9 protein-coding genes are annotated in these 13,007 nt (G+C 39.8%); 6 read left to right on the top strand and 3 right to left on the bottom strand.

Annotation, left to right across the window (positions count from 1 at the left end):
• Positions 1 to 105: 105 nt before the first annotated feature.
• The 3 genes from JBW_RS08880 (at position 106) to JBW_RS08890 (ending at position 5,029) form a co-directional block, all read left to right on the top strand.
• Complete coding sequence (locus JBW_RS08880; protein WP_007961519.1) at positions 106 to 2,445, top strand: hydratase; 2,340 nt, start codon at positions 106 to 108, stop codon at positions 2,443 to 2,445.
• 79 nt (positions 2,446 to 2,524) lie between these two features.
• Positions 2,525 to 3,736: an NADP-dependent isocitrate dehydrogenase gene (locus JBW_RS08885; protein WP_007961521.1), complete on the top strand. Its 1,212-nt coding sequence runs from the start codon at positions 2,525 to 2,527 to the stop codon at positions 3,734 to 3,736.
• 60 nt (positions 3,737 to 3,796) lie between these two features.
• Positions 3,797 to 5,029, top strand: a complete 1,233-nt coding sequence (locus JBW_RS08890) for an NAD(P)-dependent malic enzyme (RefSeq protein WP_007961523.1) — start codon at positions 3,797 to 3,799, stop codon at positions 5,027 to 5,029.
• A gap of 224 nt (positions 5,030 to 5,253) precedes the next feature.
• Here the strand turns inward: JBW_RS08890 and JBW_RS08895 are convergent, their stop codons facing one another.
• From JBW_RS08895 to JBW_RS08905, 3 genes are all read right to left on the bottom strand, one after another.
• Positions 5,254 to 6,258 (bottom strand): LacI family DNA-binding transcriptional regulator, encoded by a 1,005-nt coding sequence (locus JBW_RS08895; protein WP_007961524.1) that lies wholly within the window; start codon positions 6,256 to 6,258, stop codon positions 5,254 to 5,256.
• Positions 6,259 to 6,505: 247 nt separating this feature from the next.
• Positions 6,506 to 7,828 (bottom strand): MFS transporter, encoded by a 1,323-nt coding sequence (locus tag JBW_RS08900; protein ID WP_007961526.1) that lies wholly within the window; start codon positions 7,826 to 7,828, stop codon positions 6,506 to 6,508.
• A gap of 322 nt (positions 7,829 to 8,150) precedes the next feature.
• Entirely contained in the window at positions 8,151 to 9,056 is a 906-nt protein-coding gene (locus JBW_RS08905) for a LysR family transcriptional regulator (protein ID WP_007961527.1), read from the bottom strand.
• 146 nt (positions 9,057 to 9,202) lie between these two features.
• On the opposite strand from JBW_RS08905, the gene JBW_RS08910 reads away from it, so the two are divergent.
• From JBW_RS08910 to JBW_RS08920, 3 genes are all read left to right on the top strand, one after another.
• Positions 9,203 to 10,135 carry a hydroxymethylglutaryl-CoA lyase gene (locus JBW_RS08910; protein WP_007961529.1) on the top strand — a complete coding sequence of 311 codons (933 nt, stop codon included), beginning with the start codon at positions 9,203 to 9,205 and terminating at the stop codon, positions 10,133 to 10,135.
• Positions 10,136 to 10,246: 111 nt separating this feature from the next.
• Complete coding sequence (locus JBW_RS08915; protein WP_007961531.1) at positions 10,247 to 11,230, top strand: zinc-dependent alcohol dehydrogenase; 984 nt, start codon at positions 10,247 to 10,249, stop codon at positions 11,228 to 11,230.
• A gap of 11 nt (positions 11,231 to 11,241) precedes the next feature.
• Entirely contained in the window at positions 11,242 to 13,005 is a 1,764-nt protein-coding gene (locus JBW_RS08920) for a thiamine pyrophosphate-binding protein (RefSeq protein ID WP_007961533.1), read from the top strand.
• Positions 13,006 to 13,007 lie beyond the last annotated feature (2 nt).

The raw sequence follows: 13,007 nt of genomic DNA on the forward strand, positions 1-13,007 counted from the left end.
GTTTACATGTAGTGATATAACAAGAATTATAAAAACATCTTCATTATTATGTAGGTGCTTATGTACTTATACATAAATAGCTAAACAGAAAGAAGGAGGATTTATATGATTGAGTTATTGGATAAAGGGGTTTATCTTTTACAAGGGCAGGTTATTTTGGAAGATGCCGATAAGCTGAGTTTAGAAGAGGTTAATAATCGTTTAAAGCATGAGGGACTAGGGCCGCTGCCAGCAGGTCGTATTGAAAGGGAACAGGCTCGTGCTGGTACCATCGCCTATACAATTCTTACGGATCATAATACAATAAATGACAAACAAAATCTGAAAATCAAATTTGATGCCATGGCTTCCCATGATATCACCTATGTGGGTATTACCCAGACAGCTTCTGCGAGTGGTATGAAAGAATTCCCTGTGCCTTATATTCTGACCAATTGCCACAATAGTCTATGTGCTGTTGGTGGAACAATCAATGAAGATGATCACGTTTTTGGTTTGTCAGCGGCTAGAAAATACGGGGGAATTTTTGTTCCTGCCCATCAAGCGGTAATTCATCAATATGTGAGAGAAATGATGGCCGGCTGCGGTAAAATGATCCTCGGCTCTGACAGTCACACCCGCTATGGTGCATTAGGAACAATAGCAATTGGTGAAGGTGGTGGAGAGCTTGCCAAGCAATTGGTGAAGCGCACTTATGATATTGCCTATCCTGATGTAGTGGCGGTATATCTTGAAGGTTCTCCAGTGCCAGGCGTGGGACCACAAGATGTTGCCATTGCGATTATTAAGGCTGTCTTTAAAAATGGTTTTGTAAAAAATAAAGTCATGGAATTTGTAGGACCTGGTGTTAGCAATCTTACAGTAGATTATCGTAATGGAATTGATGTTATGACCACTGAAACGACCTGTTTAACATCAATTTGGCGCACAGATGAACAGGTGGAAGAATATTTTAAAATTCATGGTCGGTCTGAAGCATATCGCAGATTAGATCCTAAAGCAGTGACTTACTACGATGGCTTGATTAAGTTAGATCTAAGTCGTATTCTGCCGATGATTGCACTGCCTTTCCATCCGAGCAACGCATGGACAATAGCTGAATTTAATGAAAATTCTCTTGCGATTTTACAACAAGTAGAAGAAGAAGGTCGCAAGCAAATTAGTAACCCGAATCTTAAATTCAAATTGACAGATAAGTTAGTGAATGGTCGACTTAAAGTAGATCAAGCTGTAGTTGCTGGTTGTGCTGGCGGAACCTATGAAAATATTGTGGCTGTAGCTCAAATTCTTGGAGAAAAAGCCCTTGGAGATTTCTCTTTGAGTGTGTATCCATCGAGCCAACCTGTATTCTTTGAACTCATGAATAATCGTTCTATTGAAAAATTAACAATTGCAGGGGCTAGCATTCGATCTGCCTTCTGCGGACCTTGTTTTGGTGCTGGTGATGTTCCGGCCAATAATGCTCTTAGCATTCGTCACGCCACACGCAATTTCGTAAATCGTGAGGGGTCTAAGCCAGATAATGGTCAATTGTCCTCTGTGGCACTAATGGATGCTCGTTCCATTGCCGCTACGGCCTTGCATGATGGTGTATTAACTGCAGCTACTGATGTTGAAAAATTATTATCACCAACACCAGCATATAAATTCAACCAAGAAATATACAAAAACCGAGTATATCAAGGATTTGGTACTCCCCATCCTGAAGAAGAGTTAGTTTTTGGACCTGGCATTATCCCATGGCCTAAAATGCGTGAATTGACAGAAAACTTGTTGCTTAAAGTAGCCACAGTCATTCATGATCCAGTTACGACGACTGATGAATTGATACCTTCTGGTGAAACTTCATCGTATCGTTCCAATCCAATGCGACTTGCGGAGTTTACCTTATCTCGTAAAGACCCTTGTTATGTAGGCAGAGCGAAGGAAATTCAGGAAATTGAGTTAAAACGCCAAGCATTTCTAGCTGTGGGTAAAAATGTAAAAGGGATGGATGAACTATTCTTACCTTTAGTAGAAAAAGGGCAGAGAACTCCAGAAGACATACAACAGTTAATCAGCAAAACAGGGCTTGGAAGCGTTGTCTTTGCAATCAAGCCTGGTGATGGTTCGGCTCGGGAGCAAGCAGCTTCTTGCCAGAAGGTTTTGGGTGGGGATGCGAATGTTGCTATTGAATATGCGACTAAAAGATATCGTAGTAATTTGATTAATTGGGGACTCGTGCCATTTACCATTAATGAAAGCGACAAGTCGAAGTTTGCTATTGATGATTACCTATACATTCCTGGAATTCGTGAGGCAGTGAAGAATGGTGCTGACAGAGTACAAGCCTATATTATTAACTCTGGTGGTAAGGCACCTATTGAATTGAAACTCGAAGGCCTCTCCCAAGATGAAAGAGATATCATTTTGGCTGGCTGCCTAATTAATTACTACGCTGAATAATGAATTAGAGATTACATATCAACACGTTCATTTTTATCTGACGGAGTTTTACTATCAAAAATATGAAGGAGAATTAACTATGACTAAAAAAATCAAAATGATTACCCCCTTAGTAGAAATGGATGGGGATGAAATGACTAGGATTATCTGGAAAATGATAAAAGACATTCTGTTGACTCCATATATTGATTTGAAAACAGAATATTATGATCTGGGTCTTGAGTACAGAGATAAAACGAACGATAAGGTAACCGAAGAATCAGCAATAGCTATAAAAAAATATGGAGTTGGCGTTAAGTGCGCAACCATTACTCCAAATGCAGACCGCGTGAAAGAATATAAATTGAAACAGATGTGGAAAAGTCCAAATGGTACAATTCGTTCGATTCTAGATGGAACCGTTTTTAGAACTCCTCTCATTGTTGATAGTATTAAACCTTTTGTGAAACCATGGACTAAACCGATTACGATTGCCAGACATGCTTATGGTGATATCTATAAAAATGTTGAACATCGGGTTACTGGCAAGGGAAAAGCGGAACTTGTCTTCACTAGTGAATCTGGTGAAGTTACCTCAAAAGTGATCCATGAGTTTAAAGGGGCTGGTGTACTTATGGGGATTCACAATCTTGATGCCTCAATAGAAAACTTTGCAAGAGCTTGCTTCAATTATGCTTTAGATCAAAAACAAGATCTGTGGTTTTCAGCCAAAGATACAATTTCCAAAACATATGATCATACCTTCAAAGATATTTTTCAAGAAATTTTTGATAAAGACTTTAAAGAAAAATTTGCAGCAGCAAAAATTGAGTATTTTTATACACTGATTGATGATGTTGTTGCTAGAATTATGCGTTCTGAAGGTGGAATTATTTGGGCATGCAAAAATTATGATGGTGATGTAATGTCAGATATGGTTGCAAGTGCATTTGGCAGCTTGGCAATGATGACTTCTGTTCTTGTATCTCCAGATGGTGATTACGAATATGAAGCGGCTCACGGTACAGTACAAAGACATTACTACAAACATCTCAAAGGGGAAGAAACATCCACCAACTCAATGGCTACACTCTTTGCATGGACAGGAGCCTTGAAAAAACGCGGAGAACTTGATGGAATCAATGAGTTAGTTGATTTTGCTGCTAAACTGGAAAAAGCTGCAATTCAAACAATCGAAGAAGGCGTAATCACAAAAGATTTAGCAGAGCTTTCTGAAGTCAAGGAGAAAAAAGTTGTTAATACCGAAAATTTCTTGAAAGAAGTAAATATACGTCTTGCAGCAATATTATAGGAGAGAAAATGTAGCTTAATGGTTAACAAATATAAAAAATGATGGTGTGGGGGGGAGACTATGAGTTTACGTGATGAGGCATTGCATTACCATCGAAAACATACAGGTAAATTAGGTATGGTTGCCAAGGTGGAATTAAAAGATGGTTATGATCTTAGTTTGGCATATACACCAGGGGTAGCAGAACCATGTATGGAAATTCACAGAGATAAGGATTTATCATTTAAATATACATGCAGGGGTAATATGGTCGCAGTCATTACTGATGGAACTAGGGTGCTGGGGTTGGGGGATATTGGTCCAGAGGCGGCTATACCAGTAATGGAAGGGAAAGCTGTGCTATATAAAACCTTTGGTGATGTAGATGCAATACCCATTTCCCTTGATACTAAAGATGCAGGTGAATTTATTAAAGCAGTTCGGATGTTGCAGCCTAATTTTGCAGGAATCAATCTAGAAGATATTTCTTCGCCTAAGTGCTATGATATTGAAGATGCCCTCAAGGCACAAATGGATATACCTGTGTTTCATGATGATCAACATGGTACAGCCATTATTGCTGTAGCTGCTACAATTGGCGGACTTCGGCTTGTAAAAAAACGAATAGCTGAAGTGAAGATTGTGGTGAATGGTGCTGGTGCTGCTGGTACAGCCATTGTACAACTTTTACTTTATGCTGGTGCGAAGCATGTTACTATGATGAATTCCAAAGGTGCGATGTATGAAGGTATGGAAATGTCCCGCATTAACCGTGTTCAGGCTGCGCTTCTATCTAGAACTAATTTGGAAAAGAAGCAGGGCGGCTTAGCTGAGATAGCCGAAAGGGCAGATGTGTTGATTGGCGTATCCCAGCCAGGTGCATTTACAACAGAGATTATTAAGAGTATGAATGCAGATTCTATCGTTTTTTCCCTGTGTAATCCTGATCCCGAAATCAATTATAACGACGCCAAGGTTATTGGGGTAAGAGTAGCTGGTACAGGACGTTCAGATTCTCCTAATCAAGTTAATAATGTGAGCGTTTTTCCCGGACTCTTTCGTGGAGCTATTGATGTTGCGGCTCGTCAAATTAATGAAGAAATGAAGTTGGCAGCTGTTTATGCAATTTCCGGAATCATTACAAATGAAGAATTAAGAGAAGATTATGTTGTGCCCAATGTCTTTGATAAAAGGGTTGCTCCAGCCGTAGCAGCCGCTGTAGCCCGAGCAGCGATAAAAACAGGAGTTGCCAGAACAATTATTGATCCTGAAGAAGTAAAGAACAACTCGATTTCAAGAATTAATATAGCTTAAAGTTGTGCCTCCTCTGTTAATGATTAGCAAAGGAGGCCTTTTATTAATTAAGAAAAAACTGATTTATAAAAATTCAAATAAAATACACCCCTTGTTCAGAAATGGTAAAAGGAAGGTTACGAAACCAATCACCATAATGAAAGGGATGCACTTTTAGGAAAATTATTTTTAAAACAGTCATCTGGAATATATTGATATTGCTTCAGCGGCAGGTGGTAAAAGGCTTATGTTTCGCGGACAATGAGCTTGGGTTGTAGAATAATACGTTGTGGTTCTATGCTAAGACCTTCTATACGTTCATGCAAGAGGGTGGCAGCCCGCGCACCCATGAGCCGGGCAAAAGACGAAACGGTTGTTAGTTTAGGCGATAGCATGACCGCCTCTGGAATATCATCGAAGCCAACTATTCCTATATCACGGCCGGGGACAAGCCCCAGCTCTTTTAGCTTCATCATAACCCCTAATGCAATTATATCATTATAACAGAAAATAGCGGTGGGAGGATCTGGAATACGCAGAATTTGTTGAATCAGTTCTACACCTGATTCTCTTGTTACAGGACCCTCTATTGCTAATGAGGCATCAATGTTGATGCCCGTTTTGTGATGGGCATTGTCATACCCTTGTTTTCGTTCCTGGCAAGAGGTAATTTGGGAGGGACCACCTAAAAAAGCAATCCGGCGATGTCCTTTTTGTATCAGATGATCTACAGCCAATTGTCCGCCCATCACATTATCCATACCTACATAATCGCAGTTGGCGCCTGGGACTTTTCGACCTAATAAAACTACCGGGATGCCCCAAGATAGTATTTGCTCGATGACTTCACTTTTACTTCCCGGAACAGCGAATAAAATAATTCCACCAACTCTGTGTTCTAGCATGGTTGAAAGAAGGCGGCTTTGTGTATCATAAGAATTAAAAGTAGTGCCTAAAATGACAGTCTGACCACATTTAGTCAATTCTTGGTGAATGCCTATTAGCAATTCCGAATAAAATGGATTAGCTAAATCCATAATAATTAGACCAACTGTTGAGGATGATTTTGAACGAAGATTAGCGGCAACACGGTCATAAATATAACCCAAATCCTGGATGGATTTCAAAACTTTTTCGCGTGTTGCCTCAGAAATGTTTTTACTGCCGCGTACAACTAAAGAGGCAGTCGCTCGGGATACACCCGCATGTTTTGCGACTTGTAGTAAGGTAACGTGTTTATGTTGAGTCATATTTGATCACCACCAGTACTAATTTGATATTAACGTAGCTAGCTAATTTAATTGCATTCGAGGTGGGGACTTTACCCAAAAATCATTATTGCATAAGCAATTATATTGTATGGTAAGACTTAGTAGATGTCAATGAAGAGTAAATCTACTAAGTCTTACCATGTAATAATCATTATGATAAACATTAACCAAAGGAAAGAAGAGGTCAACTAGCAATTGCTAACTGATCTCCTCTTTTAAAAATTTGTTAATTTTCTATGCCTACCCGCTTAATTTCACCTACAATAAAGAGATAAGAAAAGGCTCCTAGTAAGGCAATAAAACTCATGAATACAAGAGCACCAGTAAATGAACCCGTTGCCTGCACAATAAAACCAATTGCGATTGGTGTAATGATACCAGACATATTAGCGCAGAAGTTAAATACGCCACCCGCCAGTCCAACTAATTTAGGTGGTGCAACATCACCAACAACAACCCAGCCAATTGCGGCCATTCCTTGTGCAAAGAAAGCAACGGACATGATTGAAATGATAATATTAAAATCATTGGAGTAATTTGCAAGTACAATACAAGTACTCAGCAAGCCGCCAGTAACAATTGGAACTTTTCGTGCTGCTGATAATGAATACCCTTTCTTCAGCATAGTATCAGACCAATAGCCACCGATAAGAACACCAATAAATGCTGCAATGTAGGGAACAGACGCATAAAATCCTGCTTTTAACATCGGCATCTGTTTTTCTGTAACTAAGTATGTTGGGAACCAGGTTAAGAAGAAGTAAAGAGTAGAAGCAGTAGCGAATTGACCAATGTAAATACCCCATAATTGGCGATAGGAAGTGAGTGTGCGAAGATCAGACCACCGAAATTTTTCTGTTTTGCGGGCAGTTTCTCCGAGTCCACCGCCTTCACGGATTAAGTCTAATTCTGCTTGATTTACAGACTTACTATCCTTTGGATCACGATAGTAGAAATACCATACAAAACTAAATGCGATGCCAATAACGCCAGTAATATAGAAAATACTTGGCCAGCCCCATGTAGCGAGCAGCCAAAAGAGTACAGGCGTTAGAAAAGCCAAACCAACATATTCACCTGCCGTATATACTGCAGTTGCCATAGCGCGTTCTTCTTTCGGAAACCATGAGGCAACAACACGACTATTTGTTGGGAAAGCTGGAGCCTCAGCAAATCCAATGGCCAAACGAAGACCAAATAAAGAGGTAAAGCTTTTGCCAAAGCCCATTAAAAGAGTAAAGAAAGACCATAAACCGCACGACCAAAGATATGCAACTCTAGGTCCGACACGATCCAAAAAGGCTCCTCCAGGTATTTGCATGAACGCATAAGTCCAACCAAATGCAGAAAAGAGAAGACCCATAGTAGCTGCATCAAATCCTAATTCTGCCCTCATTGCTGGTGCAGCTACTGCCATGTTCGTACGATCAAGGTAATTGATCGCAGTTACAACAAATAAAAGTAAGAGAACTACATGGCGAGCACGCGTTGGTTTACTTGCTAATGAATTTGTTTTAAGATTTACGTTTCTTGATTCTAAAGTATTCATAAGCGTTCCTCCTGTGTTTTTATTTTACACACGTGTATAAAGCTCAGTTAGATCGATCTAATAAAAAGTATATTAACTTATTTTGCAATTGTCAATCGTTTTAGACTATTTAGATAATTTTAAAAATAATATTTTTATTACAGGATTATTCTGTAATAAAAAGAGAATATTGTATAAATTGAATTTTTATAGATAAATTGGAAATATGATAGCTAAATCAGGTGGTATAAATAAAAAACCAGTCAGCTAATTGACTGGTTTTAAGTAAAACTATAAAGATGCGAAGCTCATAGGGGTTCTGCTTATAATATAATGGGATATATTATTTTAGCGTGCTTAACTTGTGAGAAGTCTGGCTAAGAACATAATTGATAAATGCTGTTACTGCTGGTGGCTGATACGATCGCTTAAGTACGGCTAAAGCAACATGTTTAATTATGGGCTTAGAGAGTCGGACAATAGCAATATTTGGTTGCTTCCGAGAAAGGACCATATCTAATGGAAAAAGGGCGATGCCCATTCCTACACCAACAAGAGCAAGGCTTGTCTCGCAATGGCTGCTTTGGCATACAATGTTAGGAGTAAAACCAGCATCGCGGCAGGCACTTGAGTAGATATTATAGATGCTCTCGTGAGGACTAGGAAAAATAAAATTTTCGCTAACTGATTCCGCTAAATCAATAGTTCCTTTTTTCGCCAAAGCGTGGTCAGAAGATGTGATAAGGACAAATTCATCATTGGCCAATGGATAAAATTCAATATCATCAGGGATTGCACTTGCAGGCGGAGTAAGAAGTGCAACATTAATTTCAGAAGTGCGAAGGAGTTCAGCAAGGCGATGACTGCCGCTTGTAACAATATTTAGGTATAATCCTTGATGGCTATTATGAAAAGAAGTAATAAGTGATACAAAATCGATACTTTCGAGAGTTGTAATGGCACCGATATTAATTGTGCCTTTTGTAAGTCCAACATGAGCCTGCATACATTGTTGCGCTGTTTCAATTTTAGATAGTATTTCTTGAGCATGGACTATGAACTCCGCTCCAGCAGTGGTTGGATGGACGGTTCGCGTTGTTCGATCAAATAATTTTACTCCTAGTTCAGTTTCGAGTTTAGTGATTTGCTGAGATAACGAGGATTGAGCTACACAAATTTCCTCTGCTGCGTGGGTGAAATGCCGATGTTTTGCAACTTCAATAACATATTGTAATTGGTGTATCTCCATAATTAAACCTCCTTTGATCGTTACTACCTATCAATCATATCATAATTATCGATTGAAAAGATATTGAATTTGATATAAAATTTAGAAAATTAATAGAATTTAAATGTATTGTATTAAGAGTATGATTTTGGAAGGAAGGGTGAAATATGAAGTGGCCTACCCACGTTACTATTTGTGAAGTAGGACTTAGAGATGGCTTACAAAACGAGAAGATGCTCTTAACTGTGGATCAAAAGATCGATCTATTAGATCGATCTATTAAAGCGGGAGCAAAAATTATTGAAGTCGGTTCTTTTGTTCGTCCTAAGGCAGTGCCTCAAATGGCGGACACCGATGAAGTTGTCAGGAGAATGAAACGAGTTGATGGGGTTGAGTATCGAGTATTAGTCATGAATTTGCGCGGCTTAGAACGTGCAAAAGCCGCTGGGATCACCAAAGCCAAGCTTACGGCATCTGCCAGTCGCGCTCATTCTCTTGCCAATATTAACAAAACTCCAGAAGAAGTGGTAAGAGGTTTTTCTGAATGTGCAGAGTTTGCGGCAGCGAATGGCATCGAGCTTTCTGGAGCGATTTCTACTGCCTTTGGCTGTTCGATGGAAGGCAGAGTTTCTTTGGAGCAGGTTTTGTCCGTAATTTCATGTTTCCGTGAAATTGGTGTGAAAGAATTGTCCTTATCTGATACCACAGGTATGGCAAATCCCGATCAGGTTTATGAATATAGTATGAAGGTGAAAAAACAATTCCCAGATGTAAACTGGTTTTTACACTTTCACAATACGAGAGGAATGGGACTTGCTAATGTTATTGCTGGGATGATGGCTGGTATCGATCGGTATGATGCATGTTTTGCAGGATTAGGTGGTTGTCCCTTTGCTCCTGGTGCATCAGGAAATATTGCCACTGAAGATTTAATTCATATGTGCCATGAGATGGGTATTCAGACTGGATATGATTTGGATGCGGTTTTATCGATTGGACGCTCAATACAACAAATGATAGGTCATGACACGGCAAGCTTCATTCTTAAGGCTGGTAAATGTAGTGACATAGTACATTCACCAAAAGAGAAAAAGAATTGAGTAGGAAAGATATGAAGGATTATCCAAGACCGTTCAGTACTGAGCAAACGCCCAGTGAAGATTCAGACATAGTTTTTCCGTATTATATAAAAAAGGATAGGAGATGAGTGCATGCTCGAATTATATTTGAATAATCCCAGTGATTTGGTGCTGCGTGAAGCGAAAGCCTTGCCGCCGGTTGCAGAGGATGAAGTGAAGCTTAAAATAGTTTATGGAGGGATTTGTGGATCAGATCTTAAGGTGTATAAAGGTTTGATTAGTTATGCTGCCTATCCTCTTCGTCCTGGTCATGAGGTCTTAGGGAAGATTATTGAAGCTGGAAAAAATGTGCCTCATAAAGTAGGAGCTCGAGTTGTGGTTTTCCCAAATACATTTTGCGGAACCTGTGAATACTGTGCCCAAGGAAAAACAAATATCTGCACATTGAAGCAACCGATTGGTGTATCTTCTGATGGTGTATTTGCCCAAGAGGTTATTATTGAATCTAAATATATAGTTCCTGTACCTGACGGAATCGATGATGAAAGAGCTGTATTAATTGAACCCTTTGCTGTTACTGTTCATGCTCTCAAAAAGGCTAATATTCAAAAAGGAAATTCAGTGGCCATTGTTGGATGCGGAACAGAAGGTCTATTCTCAGTAGCCTTAGCAAATAAGTTTGGGGCCAATATTACTGTAATTGATATTAATCCTACAAAATTGGCTATCGCCCGGCGTTTGGGTGAAAATGTACGGACAGTGCATCCCAAGGATATTAAAGATGAATTATTTGATGTGGTTATCGAAGCCGCTGGAGTGCCAGAATCCATTGAACAATCTATGAATATTGTAAAACCTGGCGGCACTATTGTTGCAATTGGTATAACCTGTGATCCGGTTAATTATCCGGCACTGAAAATTGTGCGCAGTGAAGTTACCATTTATGGCAGCATAATTTACACACTTAAAGATTTTGCTGAAGCCATCGAATACCTTAAAGATTCTACCTTTGATCTATCGCCTGTGTTGTCAAAAATTGTTCCCTACACTAAGTTTCATCAAGCTTTTGAGGATGCCCTTAGTGGTAATTTTGCTAAAATAGCACTTAAATTTTGAGGAGGATGGACATGAAAGAACTAATATCGAAACAACTAGTGACGTATTTAGAAAACAGAGGAGTAGAGCATATCTTTGGTCTTTGTGGTCATACTGTGATTGCCTTTTTAGCAGAACTAGAAAAAAGTAGGAAAATAAAATTTATTAATGTTCGTCATGAACAAATAGCCTCTCATGCGGCTGATGGTTATGCCCGCGTAAAAAAACAAGCTTCGGTTGTTCTCAGTCATCTAGGACCGGGTTTAACGAATGCAGCAACCGGCGTAGCCAATGCTGCTCTTGATTCGATTCCCATGGTAGTAATTGCCGGGGATGTTCCCAGCCATTACTATGGAAAACATCCTCACCAAGAAGTCAATTTACATGCGGATGCTGCCCAGAATGAGATCTATCGCCCCTTTGTAAAACGAGCTTGGCGGGTAGATATTCCTGAACTGTTTCCGGAAATCATGGAAAAAGCATTTGCGTTAGCCGAATCCGGCAGGCCAGGACCCGTACTAGTATCCGTACCTATGGATATGTTCTCGAAAGAGATTGATACTGCACTGTTTGAAAAAACGTATCACAATACAAAAACGATTTCCAAGCCATCCATTGATGATGAAACAGCAGCCCAGATCATTGAAACCTTAGTGAAGGCTAAAAAACCTGTGATCTATGCTGGTGGCGGGATAATCTTAGCCAATGCATCAAAAGAATTGAGTGAATTTGCTGAATTCTTAAGTATTCCTGTGGCTCATTCTCTTATGGGGAAAGGTGTCTTATCGGATGAGCATCCATTAATACTAGGAATGACAGGATTCTGGGGCACAAAATTTATCAATGATACATGTAAGAACGCAGATTATATTTTAGGTTTAGGCACGAGCTTTAAAGAAGCCGATTGCAGCTCTTGGTATCCTGAATACACCTTTAGTTTCCCCCCGACCAAGTTGATTCAAATTGATATTGATCCTAGTGAAATCGGTCGGAATTACCCTGTGGAAATTGGTGCTGCTGCTGATTTGAAGCAGGCATTGAAGGTTCTGAATCGGGTTGCCAAAAAGCTGTATCCAAGTGGTAAGAAAAATGATGCGCTACGAAAAGAAATCATTGAGAACCGCAGGAAATTTAAAGCGAGTAACCAAGGGTTAGAGAAGAGTAATGCCTTCCCAATGAGTCCGCAACGTATCTTAGCTGATGTTCGCGAGGTTCTGCCGCGGGATGCTTATATTACAACCGATGTTGGCTGGAATAAGAATGGTGTTGGTCAACAATTTCCCATTTATGAACCTGGTACGATTTTAACTCCTGGAGGATTGGCTACGATGGGCTTTGGGGCGCCAGCGGCTTTAGGAGCAAAAGTGGCAGAGCCTAAGCGGGTTGTAGTTTCCTTAGTGGGTGATGGTGGTTTTGGTCAAAATCCGGCAGTATTGGCTACCGCTGCCATCGATAATATCGCTGTGATCTTCGTAATCATGAATAATGGTGCTTTTGGTACCATTGCCGGCTTAGAGAAAGCACATTATGACACCACCTTTGGAACCATCTTTGAAAAAGATGGCAAACCATACTCACCAGATTATGCTGCGATCGCTCGTGCCTATGGAATAGAGGGAATCAAAATTACAGCAGCCGATGAATTCAAACCAGCTCTCAAACGGGCCATTGAATTAAACAAACCTGTTGTAATTGACGCAGCGATGATCAATAATCCGGTTCCAACTGCTGGACATTGGAACATCATGGATATCTATTCTCCAGGTAAAAAAGTGCATCATGTAAGTACGAATTAAAG

Origin of the sequence: Pelosinus fermentans JBW45 (genome assembly GCF_000271665.2) — a bacterium.
Lineage (GTDB): Bacteria > Bacillota > Negativicutes > DSM-13327 > DSM-13327 > Pelosinus > Pelosinus baikalensis.

Coding starts and splice junctions, on each gene's coding strand:
- JBW_RS08880 (WP_007961519.1), top strand. CDS start 106: ATGATTGAGTTATTGGATAAAGGGGTTTATCTTTTACAAGGGCAGGTT.
- JBW_RS08885 (WP_007961521.1), top strand. CDS start 2,525: ATGACTAAAAAAATCAAAATGATTACCCCCTTAGTAGAAATGGATGGG.
- JBW_RS08890 (WP_007961523.1), top strand. CDS start 3,797: ATGAGTTTACGTGATGAGGCATTGCATTACCATCGAAAACATACAGGT.
- JBW_RS08895 (WP_007961524.1), bottom strand. CDS start 6,258: ATGACTCAACATAAACACGTTACCTTACTACAAGTCGCAAAACATGCG.
- JBW_RS08900 (WP_007961526.1), bottom strand. CDS start 7,828: ATGAATACTTTAGAATCAAGAAACGTAAATCTTAAAACAAATTCATTA.
- JBW_RS08905 (WP_007961527.1), bottom strand. CDS start 9,056: ATGGAGATACACCAATTACAATATGTTATTGAAGTTGCAAAACATCGG.
- JBW_RS08910 (WP_007961529.1), top strand. CDS start 9,203: ATGAAGTGGCCTACCCACGTTACTATTTGTGAAGTAGGACTTAGAGAT.
- JBW_RS08915 (WP_007961531.1), top strand. CDS start 10,247: ATGCTCGAATTATATTTGAATAATCCCAGTGATTTGGTGCTGCGTGAA.
- JBW_RS08920 (WP_007961533.1), top strand. CDS start 11,242: ATGAAAGAACTAATATCGAAACAACTAGTGACGTATTTAGAAAACAGA.